Source organism: Bradyrhizobium sp. CCBAU 53340 (assembly GCF_015291645.1).
In the GTDB taxonomy this organism is placed as follows: Bacteria; Pseudomonadota; Alphaproteobacteria; order Rhizobiales; family Xanthobacteraceae; genus Bradyrhizobium.
Genome location: NZ_CP030055.1, coordinates 1 through 22,131, shown reverse-complemented (window position 1 = coordinate 22,131; position 22,131 = coordinate 1). Strand labels below are relative to the sequence as shown.

General features: G+C 65.2%; 17 protein-coding genes. 4 read left to right on the top strand and 13 right to left on the bottom strand.

Annotated features, from left to right (window positions below; all coding sequences use genetic code 11):
* Nucleotides 1–46 precede the first annotated feature (46 nt).
* The 3 genes from XH89_RS00085 to XH89_RS00075 all read left to right on the top strand — a co-directional run bounded on the left by XH89_RS00085 (nucleotide 47) and on the right by XH89_RS00075 (nucleotide 3,302).
* A complete protein-coding gene (locus XH89_RS00085; protein ID WP_194465135.1) occupies nucleotides 47–616 on the top strand; it encodes a GNAT family N-acetyltransferase in 570 nt (189 codons plus the stop codon).
* Between the two features lie 51 nt (nucleotides 617–667).
* Nucleotides 668–1,729, top strand: a complete 1,062-nt coding sequence (locus XH89_RS00080; RefSeq protein WP_194465134.1) for a helix-turn-helix domain-containing protein — start codon at nucleotides 668–670, stop codon at nucleotides 1,727–1,729.
* A gap of 145 nt (nucleotides 1,730–1,874) precedes the next feature.
* Nucleotides 1,875–3,302, top strand: coding sequence for a serine hydrolase (locus XH89_RS00075; RefSeq protein WP_194465133.1), 1,428 nt, complete (start codon nucleotides 1,875–1,877; stop codon nucleotides 3,300–3,302).
* Between the two features lie 4 nt (nucleotides 3,303–3,306).
* Here the strand turns inward: XH89_RS00075 and XH89_RS00070 are convergent, their stop codons facing one another.
* Nucleotides 3,307–4,677 (bottom strand): MmgE/PrpD family protein, encoded by a 1,371-nt coding sequence (locus tag XH89_RS00070; RefSeq protein WP_194465132.1) that lies wholly within the window; start codon nucleotides 4,675–4,677, stop codon nucleotides 3,307–3,309.
* 123 nt (nucleotides 4,678–4,800) lie between these two features.
* Here XH89_RS00070 and XH89_RS00065 point away from each other — a divergent pair, with 123 nt between their 5' ends.
* Nucleotides 4,801–5,916 (top strand): aromatic acid exporter family protein, encoded by a 1,116-nt coding sequence (locus XH89_RS00065; protein ID WP_194465131.1) that lies wholly within the window; start codon nucleotides 4,801–4,803, stop codon nucleotides 5,914–5,916.
* Between the two features lie 15 nt (nucleotides 5,917–5,931).
* Here XH89_RS00065 and XH89_RS00060 read toward each other — a convergent pair whose 3' ends face one another.
* The 12 genes from XH89_RS00060 to dnaA form a co-directional block, all read right to left on the bottom strand.
* Complete coding sequence (locus XH89_RS00060; RefSeq protein ID WP_194465130.1) at nucleotides 5,932–6,576, bottom strand: DUF6064 family protein; 645 nt, start codon at nucleotides 6,574–6,576, stop codon at nucleotides 5,932–5,934.
* Between the two features lie 253 nt (nucleotides 6,577–6,829).
* Nucleotides 6,830–7,318, bottom strand: a complete 489-nt coding sequence (locus tag XH89_RS00055) for a DUF2867 domain-containing protein (protein WP_194465129.1) — start codon at nucleotides 7,316–7,318, stop codon at nucleotides 6,830–6,832.
* The gene (locus XH89_RS00050; RefSeq protein WP_194465128.1) at nucleotides 7,315–8,706 is read right to left on the bottom strand and encodes an MATE family efflux transporter; all 1,392 of its coding nucleotides are present in this window, start codon (nucleotides 8,704–8,706) and stop codon (nucleotides 7,315–7,317) included. Before XH89_RS00050 ends, XH89_RS00055 begins: the two co-directional genes overlap by 4 nt.
* Before the next feature lie 329 nt (nucleotides 8,707–9,035).
* The gene (murA, locus tag XH89_RS00045) at nucleotides 9,036–10,331 is read right to left on the bottom strand and encodes a UDP-N-acetylglucosamine 1-carboxyvinyltransferase (protein ID WP_194465127.1); all 1,296 of its coding nucleotides are present in this window, start codon (nucleotides 10,329–10,331) and stop codon (nucleotides 9,036–9,038) included.
* Between the two features lie 264 nt (nucleotides 10,332–10,595).
* Nucleotides 10,596–11,204 (bottom strand): phospholipid scramblase-related protein, encoded by a 609-nt coding sequence (locus tag XH89_RS00040; protein WP_194465126.1) that lies wholly within the window; start codon nucleotides 11,202–11,204, stop codon nucleotides 10,596–10,598.
* Between the two features lie 207 nt (nucleotides 11,205–11,411).
* Nucleotides 11,412–13,847 carry a DNA topoisomerase (ATP-hydrolyzing) subunit B gene (gene gyrB / locus XH89_RS00035; RefSeq protein ID WP_194465125.1) on the bottom strand — a complete coding sequence of 812 codons (2,436 nt, stop codon included), beginning with the start codon at nucleotides 13,845–13,847 and terminating at the stop codon, nucleotides 11,412–11,414.
* A 312-nt stretch (nucleotides 13,848–14,159) separates the two neighbouring features.
* Entirely contained in the window at nucleotides 14,160–14,843 is a 684-nt protein-coding gene (locus XH89_RS00030; protein ID WP_194465124.1) for a hypothetical protein, read from the bottom strand.
* A 138-nt stretch (nucleotides 14,844–14,981) separates the two neighbouring features.
* The gene (locus XH89_RS00025) at nucleotides 14,982–17,147 is read right to left on the bottom strand and encodes a hypothetical protein (RefSeq protein ID WP_194465123.1); all 2,166 of its coding nucleotides are present in this window, start codon (nucleotides 17,145–17,147) and stop codon (nucleotides 14,982–14,984) included.
* Between the two features lie 68 nt (nucleotides 17,148–17,215).
* Entirely contained in the window at nucleotides 17,216–17,959 is a 744-nt protein-coding gene (locus XH89_RS00020) for a hypothetical protein (protein ID WP_194465122.1), read from the bottom strand.
* A 120-nt stretch (nucleotides 17,960–18,079) separates the two neighbouring features.
* Nucleotides 18,080–19,216 (bottom strand): DNA replication/repair protein RecF, encoded by a 1,137-nt coding sequence (gene recF, locus XH89_RS00015; RefSeq protein WP_194465121.1) that lies wholly within the window; start codon nucleotides 19,214–19,216, stop codon nucleotides 18,080–18,082.
* 127 nt (nucleotides 19,217–19,343) lie between these two features.
* A complete protein-coding gene (dnaN, locus tag XH89_RS00010) occupies nucleotides 19,344–20,462 on the bottom strand; it encodes a DNA polymerase III subunit beta (RefSeq protein WP_194465120.1) in 1,119 nt (372 codons plus the stop codon).
* A 253-nt stretch (nucleotides 20,463–20,715) separates the two neighbouring features.
* Nucleotides 20,716–22,128 (bottom strand): chromosomal replication initiator protein DnaA, encoded by a 1,413-nt coding sequence (dnaA, locus tag XH89_RS00005; RefSeq protein WP_194468737.1) that lies wholly within the window; start codon nucleotides 22,126–22,128, stop codon nucleotides 20,716–20,718.
* Nucleotides 22,129–22,131 lie beyond the last annotated feature (3 nt).

The window sequence follows — 22,131 nt, the reverse complement described above, 5'->3', positions numbered from 1 at the left end:
GCTGGTATGATCGTAGCAGAACATCAAAGGGAACGGGAGGAGACAGATGATTCCGCCGCTCAAGCCTGGCGCCAGGCTGCTTGAGGTCTCAGGCCCGCAAATCGAGACGGAACGTCTTATCCTGCGTCCATGGCGCGCCAGCGACATCGCGCCGAATGCGACGATGTTGAGCGACCCCGGCACGGCGCGTTTCATTGCAGCCGACGGCAAGCCTGTCACCACCGCAATCGCCGGCTGGCGCAACGCGGCGGTGATATCAGGACACTGGGCACTCTACGGCTTCGGCATGTTCGCGGTCGAGGAGAAGTCAACTGGCAAATATGTCGGCCGGGTCGGCCCCTGGTGTCCGCCGGGCTGGCCGGCCTTCGAGGTCGGGTGGGGCATCGCCAAGGAGTTTCGCGGCAAGGGCTATGCGGTGGAGGCGGCGCGCGCGTCGATCGACTGGTCGTTCGATAGTTTTGAGATCGACGAGATCATGCATTGTATCGAAAGCGAGAATGCGGCATCCCAAGGCGTGGCGCTCAAGCTCGGCGCGCGGAAGGATCGTGAGATTGATCTGTTCGGAAAGCCCGCCGATGCCTGGATCACGACACGCGCTTCGTGGCGGCGAAATTGAATCGAAATCTGATCTGACTTAAGTTCGCGGCACGGACGATCGGACCGACGCATGCTGCTGACCAATCTCGAACTCGCCTTCCGCGCCGCCAGCGTCGCGCTGTTGCTGATGCTGGCGGCGTCGCTGCTACACGATTATCGCAACGTGCTGGCTGCCCGCCTGGGCGCGGCCTTCGTGCTGGGATCGGTTGCCCATGCGGTGAGCTATTCGCTGGATGTCACGTCGCGGATTCCGCTCTGGCATGCGCCGCTGATCGCGTTGTCGACCGGCACCATCGTGGTGTTCTGGCTGTTTACGCGCGCCCTGTTCGACGATGAGTTTCGCCTGCGCTGGTGGCACGGAGCGATCTGGGCGCTGGTGACGGCCTACAGCTTCGCAGGCTGCGTCTGGATTGCACCCAGCGGCCATGTGCGGTTCTCGGTGACGATGGTCAATCTGATCGTGCTCGGTTTCATCGCGCTTGCAGTCGGGCAGATGATCGCTTCCTGGCCGGCTGACCTCGTCGAGCGCCGCCGCCGCGTTCGCGTCTTCATCGTTTGCACCATCGCGCTCTATGGCGGGTTGAACGCGGTGCTCCAGATCGTCGTCGCCGGCGACCATGTCGGCGCTGTCGCCGAAACCATCAATGCCGGCGCGCTCGCCTGTACCGTCGCGGCGATCGTCTATGCCATGATGCGCGTTGACGGGGCGGATCTGTTTCCGGCAGCGGTGGAGCCTGCGCCGCCCATTGTTTTCAGTCAGCCCGCGGCCGACGATGCTGCCGATCAGAAGCTCATCGACACCCTGATGCGGCTGATGGCGGATGAGCGGATCTATCGTCAGGAGAACATCACCATTGGCGTGCTGGCCACCCGGCTGAAGATCCCGGAATACCGGCTGCGCCGGCTGATCAACCACCGGCTCGGCTATCGTAACTTCAATGTGTTTCTGAACAACCACCGCATCGAGGAAGCCAAGGCGGCGCTGGCCGATCCCACCCAGGCAGAGGTTCCCGTCATTACCATTGCGATGGACGCCGGCTTCCAGTCGCTCGGCCCGTTCAACCGCGCCTTCAAGGCGGTGACCGGCGTGACGCCGACGGAATATCGCCGGCTCAAGGTCGACGCGGCCTAGATTTCAGGCCTTTGAAATCACGTAAGAATTCCGAAATCGACCAGTCCTGATCAGTTTCGACGAGGCCGATTTCCAAATCCGGCGAGCACACATCGCCCACCTCCGGCTTGCTCCCCGGCACACGCCCCGAAGCCGGAGAAAGCCCGTGACCCGTCGCCGCAAGATCCTCCTCCTCACCACCACTATTGCCTGTGCCGGCCTCGCGCTCGGGGCGGCGCGAGCCCGCGATGTGCCGAAGGTTGCCACCGGCTTCATCGCCCACACGCTCTGCTCGGACATTTTCGTCTCCGGCCTCGATGTCAGGCGTGACCTCACTGACACCACCGATGCGATGCCCGGTGCGGGTCTTCTGACCTGGGCGATGGATCTTCAGGTCGATCGCGCGCGCAAGGATGTCACGGTGTCCCTGTTCGGGATCGGCCGCAGCCACGCCGTCTACCGCGACGGGCTCGGTTGCACGCTCGAGCACGGGCAGGGAATCGCCGATGTCGCATTGCCGTCCGACGACAAGCAGACCGCATTGCTGCCCGAGATCGCCGGCCCGGGACTTGTCGCGCCGCAAAGCGAGGGCCTGGCAGCCGCGCTCGACCGCGCCTTTGCCGAGCCCGCGCAGCCGCCCTACCGCCGCACCCGCGCGATCGTTGTCATGAAGGCCGGCCGCATCATCGCCGAGCGCTATGCCGATGGCGTCGGGCCGCAAACGCAGCTGCTCGGTTTCTCCATGACGAAGTCGGTGATGTCAGCGCTGATGGGCATTCTGGTGCGCCAAGGCAAGTTGAAGCTCGATGGGCCCGCGCCCATCGCCGCCTGGCAAAGTCCTGACGATCCGCGCCATGCCATTACGGTCGACCAGTTGTTGCGTCACACTGCCGGCATCGCGCTCGGAAGCTCGCTGGAGGCCAAGCTTGGCTCCGTGCTCGAACCGGTCAACACCATGAAATATGCCGAGGACGATATGGCGAGCTTCGCCGAGCGCGCGCCGCTCGCGACAGCGCCGGGCACGGCGTGGAACTATCACGACGGAAATTACCTCATGCTCGCGCAACTGATCCGTAACGCCGCCGGCGGCAAGCCCGCCGATGCGCTCGCCTTCGCGCGCCGCGAATTGTTCGCGCCGCTCGGCATGCACAACGTCACGCTCCAGCTCGACGCTTCAGGCACGATCGAGGGCTCCGGCGAGATGATGGCATCCGCGCGCGACTGGGCGCGCTTCGGCCAGCTTTATCTCAATGACGGCGTCGCCGGCGGCAAGCGCATCCTGCCGGAGGGCTGGGTGAACTATTCGGCGTCCGCCACGCCGAACGGGTGGGTCGGTATTGGCGCTGGCTTCTGGACCAACCAAGGCAACAGTTTTGGCGCAAAATTTCGCGTCGACCACGGTTGGCCACGCGATGCCTTCTTCGCCAAGGGCACGATCGGGCAGTACACGATCATCATTCCCTCGGAGCGCCTCGTCATCGTGCGGCTCGGCCGCTCGCCGAATTGGCCGCCTGAGGTGGATGGCGTGTTCGATCTGGTGCGCGATGTCGTGGCTGTCACGCGAGAGCAGGGGAAGATGGCGGGAGCGAATTAGGCCGCTACTGCCGTCCCAACTCCGTCGCCTGTGCCACGCGATCGAACCGCTCCAGCGTCATGATTGCGTCGGCGAACTTGTCGGCCCGTGCATTCAGCACGGGCCGCGCCAGCGTCAGGAACTTCTGCTGCATGGCTTGCGCGTCCGGGAACGAATTCGGCTCGCCGGACGGATCGGCATAGAGCCGCTCATGCACACCGTCTTCCGTGGTGATGCTGACGCGTGCGCCAAAGGGATGCGTGCGGCCGATCTCCAGCCGGTCGTCCTGCACCACGTCGAATTTGTCGGCGAGCGCGTCGATCGCGGCATCGCCGAGACGGTTGTAATCGTCCCAGCCGAACGAGCCCTGGTCGAGCGCGAGCGCGCCGGTGAAGAACATCGAGAACTGGCCGCCGACGATCGAGATCGGGTGCCGCTTGGTCGCGGCATCGCCGGTCAGCGTGATGCCGTTGCGATGCAGGCCGATCTCGACGCGCTTGACCTGGTCGGGCGTCAGATTGTGCTCGCGCCGCATGGCGATCAGCGCGTCGATCGCGGCATGGGTGTAGCGGCAGCTCGGATAAGGCTTCACGCCGATCTTCATGGTCTCGTAGGTCTTGCCGAGGTCGGCGACCGCCTTGCTCGGATGCGGATCGTCGGTGTAGCCGGCGAGCAGGCCGTGCTTGCCTTCGATCGATTCGGTTGCGCCGACGAAATCGTTGCGGGCGAGCGTTGCGGCGATCACGCCGTTCATCGCGGCGGCGCCGACCTGATAGCGCTTGTTCCAGGCACCGTTCATCAGGAATTGCAGCGAGCCGGCGGCCTGGCTGCCGGCGACGCCGAAGGCGGCGATGATCTGCGTCTCGTTGAGGCCGAACAGTTTGGCCGCTGCCGCCGCCGAGCCGTAGGTGCCGGCCGTCGCGGTCGGGTGGAAGCCGCGCGCATAATGCGAGGTGGGGTCGAGCGCATTGCCGAGCCGGCAGCAGACCTCGTAGCCAGCGACGATCGCGGTCAGCACATCGCGCCCGGAGGCGCCGACCATCTCGCCGACGGCGAAGGCGGCGGGAACCACCGGCGCGCTCGGATGCAGCGAGGAATCCGCATGCGTGTCGTCGAAGTCGAGGGAATGGCCGAGCGCCCCGTTGAGTAGCGCCGCCACGGCCGGCGTCCAGGTCTTGGAATCGCCGAACACGGTGGAATCGCCCTTGGTGTCGAGCGACAGCGCTTCCAGCATCTTCAGCAGCGACGGGGTGGATTCGGCCTCGCGCCGCGCCCGGATGGCGCTGCCCAGAAAGTCCAGCGTCAGCACCTTGGCGCGATCCAGCACCTCCGCCGGAATATCGGCAAATTTCAGCTTGGCGACATAGGCGGCGAGCGTTGCGGTTTCGTGGGCCATCGTGTTTCCTCGTTTTGGCCGGCAAGTTAGGCGGGCTGATTTTGCCTTTCAAGCGGCCTTGGGGCAGCGGGTATCAGCTATGCTTTTGGTTGGCGCGATGGGATCTGACCGGGACTTGAGATGATGATTTCAGCAAGAGAGCTGTTCGACCGGGTCTGGTCGCGCAGGACGCAATTGGGGCTGGCGGTCCGGGTCACCGTTGCGGCCACCGGCGCCTATGCGCTCGCCACCGCGCTGCATCTGTTGTTGCCGCTCTGGGCCGTGCTGACGTCGATCATCGTGACCCAGATGAGCGTTGGCCGCTCGCTGAAGGCGACGCGCGACTACATGCTCGGCACGATCGGCGGCGCCATCTATGGCGGCGCGATCGCCATCCTGATTCCCTATTCCAGTGAAGCGGGCCTGCTGGGGCTGCTGGTGTTGGCCGTGGCGCCGCTCGCCTTCATCGCGTCGATCTATCCGAACCTGAGCTCGGCGACGGTGACGGCGGTGATCGTGCTGGTGCTGCCGTCGATGCATCATGCCGATCCAATGGCTTCGGCGATCGACCGCGTCTGCGAGGTTTCGGTCGGCGCGGTGACGGGGCTGCTGGTCTCCTTCGTGGTGCTGCCCTCGCGCGCCGTGCGCCAGATTCGCGCCAGTGCGGCGAAACTGCTCGATCTGATCGCGGAGGCCTTCAACGAATTGCTCGCCGGCCTGACGCGCGGCCGCGACAACGATGCGCTGCATCGGATTCAGGACGGCATTGGCACCGCCATGGTGGGCATGAACACCATCGGCGCCGAAGCCGAGCGCGAGCGCTCGGCGCGCCTGTCGAGCGGCCCCGACACCGGCCCGCTGTTGCGGACGATCCTGCGGCTGCGCCACGACGTCGTGATGGTCGGCCGTGCCACCGTGGTGCCGCTGCCGGCCGAGGTGCAGGTGAGGCTCGCAGGTCCCCTGGCAGAGGTGAGCGCGGCGATCCTGCGCTTCCTCAAATCCGCGGCCGAAGCCCTGCGTGAGGGCGCCGGCGCGCCGCCGATCCACCCCGTTCACGTCGCGCTTCAGCACTATTCGGAGGCGGTGGCGGCGGTGCGCCAGGACGGTCTGATCCGCGGCCACGCGAGCGACACCGCGGAGCGCTTCTTCGCGCTCGGCTTCTCGCTGGAGCAGATGCACCAGAACCTCTGCGACCTCGACCGCGTCGTTGGCGAATGGTCGGAGGCGGCAGCGGATGGGCCGGTGAAGGTGGCGGAGTGAGCCGGTGTGGGATGATCAGGCAGGGACCATCTCCCTGTCACGCTTGACCAGCAGTGCGACGGAGACGACTCCGGCCACCAACAATGCCCAGTCTTGCGGGATGCGGAGAAGAATCGCGGCACTGCCGCCGACGAGCGACCATAGAAACGGGATCACAATCAGCCAGCGCGAAACGGGGTGTCTTGTCAGCAGCAACATGCCGAAGCTGAAGATAGTGACGGGACACGGTGTGACCCCGAACATCGGCAGTTCGTTTGGAGGCTGCCCCATCTCAAGGCCGAACATTGGATAGATCGCTGCCGCGTAGAATATGAACACGACCCCGATAAATCCTGCCGGCCTCTCGTTGTAGCTGACATCCAGCTGCCTCTGGCACGCGCCGAAGTAGATGAAGGCCGCGGCCTGGACGACGAACAGCGCGCCGAAAATGTAAGCGAGCTTGTTGATCGTTGCGAAGAAGACCAGGTGATAGACGATGCCGGTCCATGCCCACATCGCTGCAAGGGTGCCGGCGACGATTTGACCGGACCACCTGCCCTTGTGAAACACCAGCAGGAAGGCCAGCCCGCCCAACAGGTAAGCTAAAACCTGCGCCGGCCAAATGGCCCTGTTGTAGCTCGCAAAAATGCCAAGGAATTGCTCGGCCGTGAACGGCAGCATGAATGCGGCTCCCTGTGGGAGGAGACGCTAGTCAACCGCCAGGATGCACCATTTGATCGGGATCAACGCGGATGCTCAGCCGGCCGCGGCACGTTGACCCATGTCGACAGCCGGCCAAGCGCGACGGTATTTCCCGTCGGGCTTTCGGCAATATAGCGGAGCTGACGCCTCTTCAGTTCACCCTAACGCTTCGTTGGCAGCGCAAGATAGCTGAACGGGCTGCGAAAGGAAAAGAACAGGTCGACGGACAGCGTCATCGCGCCGGTGCCACGATGCATCCCATCATGCTGCGGGCCACCAGCTTGTGGAACGGTGTGATGAGCGCGAGGTAGGTCCGTCCGAGCAGATTGTTCGTTTTCACCAGAGTGGTCAGCGTGACGTGGCGAAGCCTCGCCTCGCCGGCGACATCGACCACGATGCGGAAGTTGAGATGGGAATCATCGAAGCCGGCGATCAGCCGCTCTGGGGTCTCGCTCAGCACCGGAAACAGGCCGATCAGGCCGCCGGGCGCGTAGGCGCCTTCCCCCGATGTTTTCAGGCCGAGGGGTGTCACCAAGATGTTGCGCAGCCGCGTCAGCGCATCGACCCAGCGCGGACCGTGCAGCACCATTCGGGTGCAGGCCTCGCGCGCGGTCAGGGGTGCTGCGCCGATCTCTGCCTGAAAGGCATCGATGAACTGCGCGCCTGCCAGCACCGCGCCGGCGTCGACATCGGGGGGGATTTCGCGAACGGGTCCTGTCATCCCGCGATTTTGCGCGTCAACATGCGGAAGCGCAAGATCAAGAGTCCGGCATAGACGAACGATCCGATCGACAATCCGGTCCAGACGCCGACCGCGCCGAGGCCGGCATGGAAGGCGAGCACCCAGGCGATCGGGAAGCCGACGCACCAATAGCCTGTGGCCGCGAACACCAGCGTCATCCTGGTGTCGTTGATGCCGCGCAGGGCGCCGCCCATGATGGTCTGGAGCGCGTCGGCAATGAAGAAGGTCGCGCCGACCAGGAGCAGTGTCGCTGCGAGCGCGACCGTCGGCACGCTGGCCTCGCTGCTGCCGAGGAACAGCCGTCCCAGCTCGTAGCGCCCGAGGATGATCGCAACGGTCAGGGCTGCGACGAAGGCGATGCCGAGCACGGCCGCGACGAGGCCCGCGCGCCGGACGCCGGCCGGGTCGTCGCGGCCGAAAGCATGGCCGACCCGCACCGTCGCGGCCATGCCGATGCCGAGCGGGACCATGAACAGCACGGCGGTGACCTGGAGCGCGATCTGGTGCGCGGCGAGCGCGGTGATCGAGATCAAGCCCATCAGCAGCGCGGCCGAGGAGAACAGGCCGTATTCCAGCAGAAGCGAGAACGAGATCGGTGCGCCGATCACGATCAGCTGCCGCATCAGGGGCCAGTCGATCCGCCACAGATGCGCCAGCGGATGATAATCGCTGAACGGCTTGCGCCAGGCTGCAATGGCGAGCGCGGCGATGAAGGTGCCGAGATTGACCAGCGTGGTCGCAAGTCCCGCACCGAACAGGCCGAGCTGTGGCAGGCCGAACAGGCCGTGGATCAGGCAATAGACCAGCACGAAATTCGCAGGGATCGCCGCGAGCGTGATCCACAGCGGCGCCTGCGGCCGGTTCACCGCGCTCATCATGCTGCGCAGCGCGACGAAGCCGAGCGCCGGTGCGATGCCCCAGGCGAGGCCATTCAGATAACGCTGCGCGAGCGCGGCCGAATTCGGCGCCTGTCCGAGCGCCATCAGGATGTGCTCGCCATAGAGCGGCGAGGCCATCATCGGCAGCGAAATGAGAAACGCGACCCACAAGCCCACCCGCAAGGAGCGGCGGATGCGCCTGACGTCGCCGGCACCGAACGCCTGCGCGGCCAGCGGGGACACCGCAGCCATCAAGCCGAGCCCGAAGGTGAAGCTGACGAAATACACGGTGTGCGCAAGCGCCGCAGCCGCAACCGAATCCTCGCCGAGCCGCCCGATCAGCGCGAGATCGCTCGTGATCATCGCGATCTGCCCGAGCTGCGTCAGCATCATCGGCACGGCCAGCCGCAATGTCTCGACGAATTCCTGCGCGAGATGACTTTGCGCGCCGGTTTGCCCCGGCTGTTGTGGTTGGACGGTGTCGAGCATGGTGGCGTCCATAGCACAGCCGCACGTCGAAAACATGGCCCCTCTCGTGTCCCGGACGCGCGAAGCGCGAGCCGGGATCCAGGAGTCACGCACTCCGAGTTCGCGGCATGGCCCCGGCTCAGCGGCGCACCACTGACGTGCTGCGCTGCGTCCGGGGCACGAGACCATCATCGGTCTCGTAGAGTGGGCAAAGGCGCACTTGCGCCGTGCCCACGATCTGTCAATGATCGAGAGAGATGGTGGGCACGCTTCCGCCTTAGCTTCGAGCCACGGCGGACAAGTCGCTTTGCCCACCCTACGAGACTGCCGTCGCGGAGATTTCTCGCAAATCACCCTTTCCGCTCAGGCACGCGCCGGATCTTCGCACCCAGCGCGTTCAGCCGTTCGTCGATGCGTTCATAGCCGCGCTCGATCTGGTCGGCGTTGTTGATGGTGGAGGTACCCTCGCCGCAGATGGCGGCGAGCAACATCGCCATGCCGGCGCGGATGTCGGGCGAGCTCAGCGTCGCTCCGTGCAGCCGGCTGGGACCGGCGATGATCGCGCGATGCGGATCGCACAGCACGATGCGCGCGCCCATGCCGATCAGCTTGTCGACGAAGAACATCCGCGATTCGAACATCTTCTCGAACATCAGGATCACGCCCTCGCATTGCGTGGCGGTGACAATCGCGATCGACATCAGATCGGCCGGGAAGGCCGGCCAGGGCTGGTCCTCCAGCTTCGGCACGTGGCCGCCGAAATCGTCCTGGATCTTCAGCGTCTGGTTCGACGGCACGATCAGGTCGTCGCCCTCGACGCGGCAGACGATGCCGAGCCGCTCAAAACCCATGCGGATCGAGCGCAGATGCTCGACACCTGATCGCACGATGCGCAGCGGCGAGCGCGTCACGGCGGCAAGCCCGATCAGCGAGCCGACCTCGATGTGGTCGGGCTGGATCCGGTAGGTCGCTTCGCCCAGCGTCGCCGGTCCATGCACGATCATCGTGTTGGTGCCGATGCCCTCGATCTTCGCGCCGAGCGCGACCAGGAAGTTGGCGAGGTCCTGCACATGCGGCTCGGAGGCCGCGTTGCGCAAATAGGTGACGCCATCGGCGGCGACGGCCGCGACCAGCGCGTTCTCGGTCGCGGTGACGCTCGGCTCGTCCAGGAACACGTCGGCGCCGGTGAGCTTGGGGCAGCGGAATTCAAGCCGGTCGGTCGCGGTGACCTTGGCGCCCAACTGTTCCAGCGCGAGCACATGGGTGTCGAGCCGGCGCCGGCCGATGACGTCGCCGCCGGGCGGCGGCAGCATCACCTCGCCGCAGCGGGCGAGCAGGGGACCTGCAAGCAGGATCGAGGCGCGGATACGCACGCAGAGCTCGGGATCGAGATCGGCGGCGCGGATGCTCTTGGCGTGGATGTGCAGCGTGTTGCGCTCGGTCCATTCCGCGGAGGCGCCGACCGAGCGGACCAGCTCGACCAGCGTCTCGGTGTCGCGGATCCGCGGCACGTTCTCCAACGTCACTGGATGCTCGGTGAGCAGCGCGGCCGCGATGATCGGCAGCGCCGAATTCTTGTTGCCGGCCGGCTCGATCGAGCCCGAGAGCCGGTGACCGCCCTCGACGATATATTGGATGGGCGCCACTGGGTTCTCTCCGTCCTGGTGCGGTGGGGCGGGCTACTTTCGGGGCGGAAACTATAGGGAATTGAGCGCGGTAGCAATTGTGCAGGCCAGCTCCGAATTCGTTATTAGGCCCTCATGGTGAGGAGCGCGGAATGCGCCGATCCGGACGATGCTTCGCGTCGCCGGGAGAACCATGAAAGGCCCGGCTTTCGCCCGCGGCCATCCTTCGAGACGCCCGCTGTCGCGGGCTCCTCAGGATGACGACCTGAGCTTGAGGCGGCCGCCTCAATTGCGGAACAGATTGATGGCGCCGCCCTCGCCTTTGGTTTCGAAGTACATGAGATCGATGTAGATCGCAGCAGCGAGAACCAGCGCTCGCTCATCTTCCGTCAGACTGCGTTCCAGGTACTCCACCAGAAAATTGTCGCGGTCGGTGAACAGTTCAGAGCCGAGGCCAGACCATTTTTTCGCAACGCGCGCGCGCTCTTGCCCTCCGCGCATGAATGGAAAGGTCCAGACGCGCCAGAATGGCGAACTGACCTCGAGCACCACTCTTCCCTGCGCATCGTGCACATGGAAGCTCTTGGTGAGAATCGAAAACTGACGCTCGATGGTCCCGATGAGGCGGCCGTCGAGCGAACGTAGTTCCAGGCACTGAAAGAACCAGCGGAAGGGATGAATCCCGCGCATGACAGGCTGTCGCGCGTTGTCGAAAAAATGCACCTCAAAGGAACGCCAATGCCCGAATGCCTGCCGCCCGATGAAGCCGAGAAGCCCCTTTTGCTGTTCAGCCGCATAGAGTAGATCGCGGCCATTTTCATCGCGAATGCGGTATTTGTTGCGGGTTTCGAAACCGAAGAGCTCGGCCATTTCGAAGACCTGCTGCACGTACATTCGGCTCTGTCCAGCTAAAATCGGCAACATTCGTTCGAACCTCTTCCAGGGCCGCCTACGCCATTTCGTCGCGATTGGCGGGGGTGAGGTTCAGGAAGCGGTGTAGCCACAGTCGTCATGCCCGGGCTTCCACGTTCTTTGTTCCGCGGAGCAAGCCGTGGATGGCCGGGACAAGCCCGGGCCATGACGCAGAGGAGCCAGTCGCCCTCAAATATCGATCGTCGCGCTGAGCGAGTGTTCCTGAATGAAATCGCGGCGCGGTTCGACCACGTCGCCCATCAGCTTGGTGAAGATGTCGTCGGCCTCGTCGACCTCCTTGACCTTCACCTGCAGCAGCGAGCGCACCTCGGTGTCGAGCGTGGTCTCCCAGAGCTGTTCCGGGTTCATCTCGCCGAGACCTTTATAGCGCTGCAGCGTGATGCCCTTGCGGCCGGCTTCGGTGACGGCCTCGAACAAATCGACCGGGCCATGCACCACGTGCTCGCTGTCCTTGCGCCGCAGCTTGCCGGAACGGGCATAGACGTCCTGGAGCCTCGTCGTGTACTCGTCGAGCTTGCGAGCCTCGGCCGAGCCGAGCAGCGCGTCGTCGATGACGGCGGCTTCCTTGACGCCGCGCACGGTGCGTTCAAACAGGAAACCCTGGCCTTCGACGAATTGACCGATCCAGCCGCGCTCGACCTCCTCGGCCTGGTTGTCCAGCCGGCCTGCGATGTACTGCGCCGCGGCCGCAGCCTTCTCGGGATCGCCGTAGATCTCCTTGTTGAGCACGCCGGTAATCGCGGCCTGCTCCACCACCTTGCGGTTATAGCGGCTGTGCAGATTGCGCAGGATGCTGCGGACCACGCGGGCATCGTCGACCAGCGCGCGCAGGTCGCGCCCGGAGCGGTCGCCGCCAGTGCCGGGGATGTACACGCAATCATCGAGGCCGGCGTCGATCAAATAGTCTTCCAGTGCGCGCTCGTCCTTCAGGTACTGCTCGGACTTGCCGCGTGAGACCTTATAGAGCGGCGGCTGGGCGATATAGAGATAGCCGCCGTCGATGATGTCGCGCATTTGCCGATAGAAGAAGGTGAGCAAGAGCGTGCGGATGTGGGCGCCGTCGACGTCGGCGTCGGTCATCACGATGATCTTGTGATAGCGCAGCTTCTCGACCGAGAACTCGTCGCCGATACTGGTTCCGAGCGCTGTGATCAGCGTCCCGATCTGTTCCGACGACAGCATCTTGTCGGGACGGACGCGCTCGACGTTGAGGATCTTGCCGCGCAGCGGCAAGACGGCCTGGAATTCGCGGTTGCGGCCCTGCTTGGCGCTGCCGCCTGCCGAATCACCCTCGACGATGAAGAGCTCTGATTTGGCCGGATCCTTTTCCTGGCAATCGGCGAGCTTGCCGGGCAGCGAGGAGACCGAGAGCGGGCTCTTGCGCGTCAGCTCGCGCGCCTTGCGCGCAGCTTCGCGGGCGGCGGCGGCCTGGATCACCTTGCCGACGATCATCTTGGCCTCGGATGGATGCTCCTCGAACCAGGCCTGGAGCGCCTCGTTGAGGACGTTCTCGACCACCGGGCGCACTTCCGAGGACACAAGCTTGTCCTTTGTCTGCGACGAAAACTTCGGGTCCGGCACCTTCACCGACAGCACGGCGGTGAGGCCTTCGCGGCAGTCGTCGCCGGTCAGCGCGATCTTTTCCTTCTTCGCATTGGCCTCGGCATAGCCGTTGACCTGGCGCGTCAGCGCGCCGCGGAAGCCGGCGAGATGGGTGCCGCCGTCACGCTGCGGGATGTTGTTGGTGAAGCACAGCACGTTCTCGTGGTAGCTGTCATTCCACCACAAAGCGGCTTCGACACCGATGCCGTTGGCTTCCGACCGCACCATGATCGGCGTCGGCACCAGGGCCTTCTTGTTGCGGTCGAGATATTTGACGAACTCCTCGACGCCGCCGGAATAGTGCATCTCCTCGCGCTTCTCGACCGCATGGCGCATGTCGGAGAGGATGATGTTGACGCCGGAATTGAGGAAGGCGAGCTCGCGCAGGCGGTGCTCGAGCGTGGCAAAATCATATTCGACGTTCTTGAACGTCTCGGTCGAGGCCAGGAACGTCACCTCGGTGCCGCGCCGGCCCGGCGCATCGCCGACCACCTTGAGCGGTGCGACCGCATCGCCATGGGCGAACTCGATGTAATGTTCCTTGTCGTCGCGCCAGATGCGCAGGCCGAGCTTGCTCGACAGCGCGTTGACGACGGAGACGCCGACGCCGTGCAGGCCGCCGGAGACCTTGTAGGAGTTCTGGTCGAACTTACCGCCGGCGTGCAGCTGGGTCATGATGACCTCGGCCGCCGAGATGCCTTCGCCCTTGTGGATGTCGACAGGAATGCCGCGGCCGTCGTCGCGCACGGTGACGGAATTGTCGGCATTGAGCACGACGTCGACGCGCGTGGCGTGGCCCGCCAGCGCTTCGTCGATGGCGTTGTCGACGACCTCGTACACCATGTGATGCAGGCCCGAGCCATCATCGGTGTCGCCGATATACATGCCGGGGCGCTTGCGGACGGCATCGAGCCCCTTGAGCACGCGGATCGATTCCGCGCCGTATTCGCTCGCGGTGGAGGGCTCGTTTTCGGCAGCTTGCTGCCGAGCAGGTTCTGTCATGAGAGGCCTTCGAAATGTCGCCCGAATCAGCCGCGCAAAAGGCGCCGATTTGGAAGCTATTTGTGCCACGAAAGAGGGCTTGCGCCTAGCGCAAACTATCTTCCGGCAACCCTTTGAGTAGATGGGGTTTTTGGCCCTGATTTCAAGGCATTCGAAGGCCGATTCCGAGGCTGGCGAAAAGCCCGATTCGAGACTTCGTTTTTAGCCCTCAAAGGCGTGGATTTTGCGGGGGGCGCAGGGGCGTCCAGGGCGGGGTTCACTGGTCGTCGTCATGCCCGGCCATGACGGTGCGCAGAAGCTGGGAGCGCAGCCTCAGTAGATCTGGGACGGCTTCTTGTCGTCGCTGAGGTCCCAGGCCTCCCCTGCGGCCAGGGTGACGGTATCGGCGCGCAGCAGAAGGCCAAATGCGCGCAGCTCGTAGCGATATGTGCCCGGCGGCAGATCCAGCGTTTGGGGATGATTTTCGCCACCAGCGATCTCAATGGTTTGATCATTGATGATAAGCGAAGCCACGTTCGGCCTGAGATAGCCGAAGATCAGCCGGGCTTGTCCTGCCGTCGGCAGGAAGTTGGCCTTGGCCGCGACCTCGGTATTTCGCTGCACCAGGTCGACCGTGGTTTCGCCCTTGGCGCGGTCGAGCGTCAGCGTGCCCGGTCCCTTCGGGGAAGCGAAGACGAGCAGCGCGCGATCGGCGGCGACCATCGTGCCTTCCGGCTTTTCCTGCCAGCCGCGCTTTCCGAGCTCTGTGCGGTAAAAGGCCAGGACGTCGTTGAGTTCTGCGGGCACCTGGGCTTTGAGCTCGACCCGGAAAGGGGTTTCGACGCCGGACGCGCGCGAGGTGCTGAAGCTTGAGTGGCTGGCTCGCGTCGGCACCGGCATGTCGGCGTGGGGATCTGCGGCAGTCAGCGGCTCCTGCGAGCAGCCTGCAAGAAGGGCGAGGCCGCATGCCAGTAGCCATCTTGCGGGGACCTTCGTCCCGCGCCTTACCGTCGTCATGCCCACTCTCCAGGGATGTCGTGCGTCGCGATTTTCGCGCGATGCACCGGCTGCGACGCCGTCGCCGCCGTCTCTCGACGACTAGTCGCGCTACGGATCGGCCAGGTTCAACCCGGCCGATCCAGGCAAGGGCTACGATCAATACATCTGCAGCGGCAGCACCTCGCCGGTCGGACCCACCATCAGGCCCCAGGCATCGCCCGCGACGAGCTCGATCGTTGCGTTGCGCCCCGACTGCCCCGCGACTTTCAGCGTGTATTGATACTTGCCGGGCGGCAGATCGAGCATCGGACCTTTCGGCGATTGCGGGCCACTGGCGCCGGCCGCAACCTTGACGGTCTGCTTGTTGATGGTGAGCACGGCGTCCTGGTTACCCATATTGCCAAGCAGCAGCTTGGCCCGACCCGGCTTGGGCATGATGTCCGCTTTGGTCGCGGCTTCAGGGTTCTTCTGCACCAGATTGACCGACGTCTCGCCGTTGGCGCGGCCGAGCTTCAACACGGCCGGCCCCTGCGGCGAGGCGAAGGCGAGCTGCACGCGATCAGCGGTCGTGACTGCGCCCTCAGGCTTCTCCTGCCAGCCGAGCCTTGTCAGCTCGCTGCGATAGAAGGCGAGCACCTCGCCGAGCTCGGCCGGCACGCTGGCTTCGAGCTCGCGGCGGAACGGCACCTCGATGCCGGGCAGCTTTGCCGTGCCAAGCCCGGTCGAGCTGTGCTGCTTCGGCACGGGCAGCACAGAGTCCGGATCCGCTTCCAGCGGGGCGGATGCCTTGGCTTGCGTTGCAGCAGGATCATTGCTCGCCGGCTGGCTGGGCGAGGCAGGCTTGGCGGCAGCAATCCTCAGGCCGGATCCGTTGGCGCTGACGTTCACCTTCGGGCCCATTTGCATCAAGGTCATCGAGATCGACTTGCCGGCCTTGGAAAATTCCAACACCGCCATGTTGGGCTGGTTGATGACGGAGGGCTGCTCCTTCCAGCCGGCGGGCTTCATTGAGGCGCGGTAGAAGGCGGCCAGCGCCTTCACGCTCGATGTCGAGTTGAATTCGAGCCGGCCGTTGCCGGACTCCACCTCCTGTGCGGTCTCGGGCACCGGCAGCGGCGCGTTGCTGCCGGCGAGCGCCTGCAGCGGGGCATCGGACAGCGCGGCGGCCTGCGCCTTGCGCCTGATAGCGTCCTCGGCGAGGACCTGCTTCGTCATCGCCTCGGCGTCCTTCATGAATTGGTCGTCGGCGTCCTTCTTCGCCTTGGCGCGGGCGGCGAGCACGCTCTCTTTCACCTGTGCGATCAGATGGACCATGGTGAAATCGTATTTGCGGCCAAGATGCAGCACGCCATTCTCTTCCGGCGAGGAGAATTTCAGTGCGATCTCGTCGCCGGGGGCGAGCGGTGCATTTCCCTCTTCCGTCCAGCCCCGGCTTGCAAATTCGCGATGGTAGAAGGCCTCCACTGCGGGCAGGTCGGCAAGGGCCGCGACGATCAGCTCGCGCGTTGATGTTCGGGCGTTGCCCCTGCCCGAGGATGATTTGAATGGCTTCGGCTCCGGCAGGCCGGCCGCATCGCCCGCCTCCAGATCAGTGGGCAGCGCGAACGGCGCGATCCTGATGTCGACATTGGTGCGCCCGTCGTCGCGACGGGTCAGCGTCAGCATCACCGGCTTCTGCTTGTAGAAGCCGCTGCTCTCGTCATCGTCATGGCCGTAGAACGCACGCACGCCGTTCGGAACTGACGCGGTCAGGTCCGCGTTCGGCCAGCTTGTCGCCGTCTCAGGCGTGAGCTTGCGCCAGCCGATCGCGGCCATTTCTTTCGCATAGAAATCCGCCGTCGCGTCGAGGGCGCTGGGCGCGATGCAGCCGAGATAGGGCCGCGTCTCGTCGAACACGAGATCGATTGCGCCGTCGGGGAACGGGACATTCGCATAGATGCGGGTTGGACGGTAGGAGACCGACGACTGGTCGGGTCGGCTGAGGCCCTCCGTGAAGAAGACGGACAGTCCCTGCCGTCCCTTCTTGAAGACGAAATTGCTGTTGGTCTCGTCGAGCGGGCGGATGTAGGGCACCCAGCCCTCGGCGATGAGCATTTTCTTCACGGCGGCCGATGTCACCGCGACCGCGGTCGGCACACCATATTGCACCCGGGAGGGATCGGAGGTGTCCTGGATCGCGCCTGGCAGCATCGGCACCGTGTGAGGGTCGATATAGCCGGCGTCGAATTGCGTCGCGCCTGCGGCGCTCGCCATCAGCAACAGGCCGCAGGCGAGCAGCAGCCCGTGCGCCGGGGCTTGCGTCCCGCGTTTGATCATCGACATCGGCAAAACTCCCGGATTCGCGCCTCAGACGACTAGTCGCTGATGGAACTCGGGAGGTTCAAAGGCGCTCAGTACAGCAGGAGCGGCGACCAGGCTTCTCCGTCGCGCCCGATCGTGAGCTCCCAGGTGTCACCGGCGGCAAAGTCGAGGACGTGGGCGATGGCTGGATGACCCGGCACGTCCACCTCGTAGGCATATTTGCCGGGCTGCAGGTCCAGCGACACCGCATGGGTGCCCGCGGCGCGCGTGATGGTCCGGTCATTGATGGTGAGCGTGGCTTCGGTCTCGCTGATATTGGAGAACACCAGCTTCGCCTGGCCGGGCTCGGGCATGACGTTGGCGTCGGTCGCGACGGATGCGTTCTTCTGCACCAGATCGACCGTGGTGCCCGAATCCTTGCGATCGAGCGCCAGCATGCCGGGGCCGACCGGGGAGACGAAGGCAAGCTGGACGTGATCGGCGGAGACCACTGCGCCATCATGCTGCTCCTGCCAGCCGAGCTTTCCGAGCTCGGTGCGGTAGAAGGCGAGCACGTTGCCGAGCTCGGCGGGCACCGTCGCTTCAAGCCTCGTGCGAAGCGGCGTCTCAACGCCCCGCACGACGGTGGTGTGGATGCCGCGGTAGCTGTAACGGGTCGGCGCCGGCAGCTTGGTGTCGGGATCCGGCGTCAGCTCGGAGGAAAACAGCATTGGGAGACGGGGCGCCCAGCCGCTGGCGGTGGCCGCGATCAGGCAGCTCGCGAGCAAGGCGATGCCGCACACGAACAGCCGCCATCGTGCCGGGACTTGCGTCCCGCGCCTTACCGTCGTCATGGTCTTTCTCTCCAGGGATATCGCGCGTGTCGATCGCGCGACTGCAACGGCTGCGACACCGCCCAGTGCGGCCTCACAGTTCTAGTCGCGTTCCGAATAGGCCGGGTTCAACAAAACGGGCTAGCGCCGGGCGGAAACGCGTCCGCTCTCGACGTCGAACACTTCGCCTCCTGCGCCGATCTCGGCAAATGCAGCAGGATCGGCGCCGGTGAGCCACACCTGCGCGCCGAGCTTGCGCAGCTCGTCGAACAGCGCGGCGCGCCTGTTGGGATCGAGATGGGCGACGACCTCGTCGAGCAGCAAGAGCGGCACGATGCCGGTCATCTCGGCGACCAGCGTCGCGTGCGCCAGCACGAGGCCGATCAGGAGCGCCTTCTGCTCGCCGGTGGAGGCATCGCGCGCCGGCATGCTTTTTGGCGCATAGACGACCTGGAGGTCGGTGAGATGCGGGCCGTCGGTGGTGCGGCCGGCAATGGCATCGCGCGGCCGGTTGTCGCGCAGGATCTGGCGGTAGCGGTCCTCGACCGAGGTCGCGGTCTCCTCGAGCAGCGCGTTCTCCATCCAGCCGTCGAGCGCGATTTGCGCTGAGGGAAACGCGGACGCCTGCGCGCGCGCATTCAGCATGCCGGTGAGCCGCGCCGCGGTCTGGCCGCGCGTTGCGGCGACGGCGACGGCAAGCTCGGCGGTCTCGCGCTCGATCGCGTCGCACCAATGGTCGTCGTAATTGCGCGTCTCGAGCAGGCGGTTGCGCGAACGTAGGGAGCGCTCCAGCGCGTTGATGCGGCTGGAATGCTCGCTGTCGATGGCGAGCACCAGGCGATCGAAGAAGCGCCGCCGCTCGGACGCCGCGCCCATGAATAGCCCGTCCATCGCCGGCGTCAGCCACACCATGCGGATGTGGTCGCCGAAGCTGGCTGCGGAATTCACCGGTTCGCGGTCGATGCGGCAGCGCCGGCTCACCGCAGCATCCGCGCGCGGCGGCTCGATGCCGGTGCCGAGCGTGGCGAGCCCCAGCGCGCCCTCGACCTGCGCGGACACGGCCCATGAGCCGTCGCCCTGGTTGTCGGCGACATCCTCCAGCGTGGCGCGCCGCAGGCCCCGTCCCGGCGACAGGAACGAGATCGCCTCGATGCAATTGGTCTTGCCCGCCCCGTTCGGCCCGACCAGCGCCACCATGTCGGCCGCCGTCTCGAGCCCCGCCGCCCGGTAATTGCGAAAATGCGTCAGCGTCAGGCGATGAATGCGCGAGGGGGTCATGGAAATCCGCTTTACGTCATGCCCGGCCTTGTGCCGGGCACCCACGTTCTTGGCTCTGAAGACGTGGATGGCCGGGACAAGCCCGGCCATGACGGATGTAATCAGTGCGAAGAAGGCCGGTAGCCCCTCACACCCGCATCGGCATCAGCACGTACAGCGCGCTCTTGTCGTCCTTGTCCTGCACCAGCGTCGGCGAGCCGGGGTCGGCGAGCTTCAGCACTGCGACGTCGCCTTCGATCTGGGCGGCGATGTCGAGCAAATAGCGGGAGTTGAAGCCGATATCGAGGGCGTCGGAGGCGTACTCGACCTCGAGCTCTTCGGTGGCGCTGCCTGAATCCGGGTTGGTCACCGACAGCACCAGCTTGCCCGCCGACAGCGACAGTTTGACCGCGCGGCCGCGCTCGCTGGAGATGGTGGAGACGCGGTCGACCGCGTTCTCAAAGTCCTTCTTGTCGACGACGAGCTCCTTGTCGTTTCCTTGCGGAATGACGCGGCCGTAATCGGGGAAGGTGCCGTCGATCAGCTTCGAGGTCAGCACCACGTTGCCGATGGTGAAGCGGATCTTGGCCTGCGACAGCTCGATCGTCATCTCGGCATCGGTGTCCTCGATCAGGCGCTGCACCTCGCCGACCGTCTTGCGCGGCACGATCACGCCGGGCATGCCCTCGGCGCCCTTGGGCTGCACCAGATCGAGCTGGGCGAGCCGGTGGCCGTCAGTGGCGACGCCGCGCAAGGTCGCGGCCTTCGCGGTTCCGGCCGCGTGCAGATAGATGCCGTTGAGGTAATAGCGCGTCTCCTCCGTCGAGATCGCGAACTGGGTGCGGTCGATCAGCCGCTTGACGTCCTTGGCGGCGAGATTGAACGAATGCGAGAGGTCGCCGGCAGCAAGGTCAGGAAAATCGTTCTCGGGGAGGGTCTGCAGCGTGAAGCGCGAGCGGCCGGCGCGGATTGCCAGCACGGCGCGATCACCGTCGGCCTCCAGCACGATCTGCGAACCGTCAGGCAGCTTGCGCACGATGTCGTAGAACATGTGCGCCGGCACCGTGGTCGAGCCGGCTGTCGCGGTTTCCGCCGGCAGCGTCTCGGTCACCTCGAGGTCGAGGTCGGTTGCCTTCAGCGACAATTTCGCGTTCTCGGCGCGCACCAGCACGTTGCCCAGGATCGGAATCGTGTTGCGGCGCTCGACCACGCGGTGGACATGGCCAAGCGATTTCAGGAGTTGCGCGCGTTCGACCGTAACCTTCATTGCACTACTCGCCCGATCCCCAAAGATGGAAAAAGCCGGGCGGAGGACAACGCGCCGCGGCACCGAAGACCCTGGGAAGGCCGGATCATCCAGCCGATATGACCAAAGCCCTCAGGGTCGCGCAAGGTGGCGCGGATGGCCCCGGGATTCAAGGGAGCGGGAGCCAGTTCCCCACGATTTACCCGCCCAAACGAAACCCGCCGTCCTGGCATGGCCGGGACGGCGGGTGGTGGTGGGGGAAAGCCTTAGGCGTTTATTCCTGAAGCTGGCGCTTCAGCGACTCCACTTCCTCGGACAGCGCATTGTCCTTGGACACCAGGGCCTCGATCTTGCGCACGGCGTGCAGCACCGTGGTGTGGTCGCGGCCACCGAAGCGGCGGCCGATCTCGGGGAGCGAGCGCAGGGTCAGCGTCTTGGCGAGGTACATCGCCACCTGGCGCGGGCGCACCACGTTGGCGGTGCGGCGCGAGGAGAGGAGGTCGGAGCGGCTGACATTATACTGCCGCGCCACCACGCGCTGGATGTCCTCGATCTTGATCCGCTTCGGCTCCGAGGGGCGGATCAGGTCGCGCACCTCGCGTTCGGCCATCTCCAGCGTCACCGGCTGGTTGTTCAGCTTTGAGTGAGCGAGCAGCCGGTTGATCGCGCCTTCGAGATCCCTGCCGTTATGGGTGATGGCGCGCGCCAGATAATGCAGCACCTCTTCCGGGACGTCGAAAGTCGCATGATGGGTGCGGGCCGCCGCGACGCGCGATTTGAGAATGCCGTGGCGCAGCTCCTCGCCGAGCGAGCCCATCTCGACCACGAGGCCGCCGGCGAGCCGCGAGCGGACGCGGTCGTCCAGGCTCTCGAGATCGGACGGCGGACGGTCGGCCGCGATCACGACCTGGCGGCCGGCATCGATCAGCGCGTTCAGCGTGTGACAGAACTCGGCCTGGGTCGACTTGCCCTGCAGGAACTGGAGATCGTCGATCACGAGCACGTCGATGCCGCGCAGCGCTTCCTTGAAGGCGAGCGCCGTCTGCGTCTTCAGCGCGGCGACGAAGCCGTACATGAATTTTTCCGCGGTGAGATAGAGCACCTTGCGCTCGTTGCCGGAATTGCCGGCCCAGGTCACGGCCTGGAGCAGATGCGTCTTGCCGAGGCCAACGCCGGCATGGATGTAGAGCGGGTTGAACATCACGGGGTCGCCGCGGCGACCTTCCGCGACCTGGCGCGCGGCCGCATGGGCCAGCGTGTTGGAGCGGCCGACGACGAAGCTTGCAAAGGTCAGGCGCGGATCGAGCGGGGAGCCGCCGAGCGCATCATGATTGGCGGAAACAGGCGCGGTGGCAGTCGAGCGCAGCTCGGGGGCGGGCGCACGGCGCGCCTCGACCGGCGCGGGCGCTTCCTTCGGCTGCACCACCGGGCGCACCGCGGAGCGGACGGTGAGGTCGATGCGATGCACTTCCGGCATCTCGGCCTGCCAGCATGACAGCACGCGCTCGGCATAATGGGCCTGGATCCAGCTCTTCAGGAAGCGCGTCGGCACCGACAGTCGCACGCTCTCTTCCTGCACGCCTTCGAGATCCATGCGCGCAAACCAGCTCGTATAGACGTCTTCGCCAACGTTCGAGCGCAGCCGATTCTTCACGCGTGACCAGCGATCCTGTTCCGAGTTCGTCATCAT

Bases quoted from the DNA above. Each gene is read 5' to 3' on its own strand.
- XH89_RS00085 (WP_194465135.1), top strand. From the start codon at position 47: ATGATTCCGCCGCTCAAGCCTGGCGCCAGGCTGCTTGAGGTCTCAGGC.
- XH89_RS00080 (WP_194465134.1), top strand. From the start codon at position 668: ATGCTGCTGACCAATCTCGAACTCGCCTTCCGCGCCGCCAGCGTCGCG.
- XH89_RS00070 (WP_194465132.1), bottom strand. From the start codon at position 4,677: ATGGCCCACGAAACCGCAACGCTCGCCGCCTATGTCGCCAAGCTGAAA.
- XH89_RS00065 (WP_194465131.1), top strand. From the start codon at position 4,801: ATGATTTCAGCAAGAGAGCTGTTCGACCGGGTCTGGTCGCGCAGGACG.
- XH89_RS00060 (WP_194465130.1), bottom strand. From the start codon at position 6,576: ATGCTGCCGTTCACGGCCGAGCAATTCCTTGGCATTTTTGCGAGCTAC.
- XH89_RS00055 (WP_194465129.1), bottom strand. From the start codon at position 7,318: ATGACAGGACCCGTTCGCGAAATCCCCCCCGATGTCGACGCCGGCGCG.
- XH89_RS00050 (WP_194465128.1), bottom strand. From the start codon at position 8,706: ATGCTCGACACCGTCCAACCACAACAGCCGGGGCAAACCGGCGCGCAA.
- XH89_RS00040 (WP_194465126.1), bottom strand. From the start codon at position 11,204: ATGTACGTGCAGCAGGTCTTCGAAATGGCCGAGCTCTTCGGTTTCGAA.
- gyrB (WP_194465125.1), bottom strand. From the start codon at position 13,847: ATGACAGAACCTGCTCGGCAGCAAGCTGCCGAAAACGAGCCCTCCACC.
- XH89_RS00030 (WP_194465124.1), bottom strand. From the start codon at position 14,843: ATGACGACGGTAAGGCGCGGGACGAAGGTCCCCGCAAGATGGCTACTG.
- XH89_RS00025 (WP_194465123.1), bottom strand. From the start codon at position 17,147: ATGTCGATGATCAAACGCGGGACGCAAGCCCCGGCGCACGGGCTGCTG.
- XH89_RS00020 (WP_194465122.1), bottom strand. From the start codon at position 17,959: ATGACGACGGTAAGGCGCGGGACGCAAGTCCCGGCACGATGGCGGCTG.
- recF (WP_194465121.1), bottom strand. From the start codon at position 19,216: ATGACCCCCTCGCGCATTCATCGCCTGACGCTGACGCATTTTCGCAAT.
- dnaN (WP_194465120.1), bottom strand. From the start codon at position 20,462: ATGAAGGTTACGGTCGAACGCGCGCAACTCCTGAAATCGCTTGGCCAT.
- dnaA (WP_194468737.1), bottom strand. From the start codon at position 22,128: ATGACGAACTCGGAACAGGATCGCTGGTCACGCGTGAAGAATCGGCTG.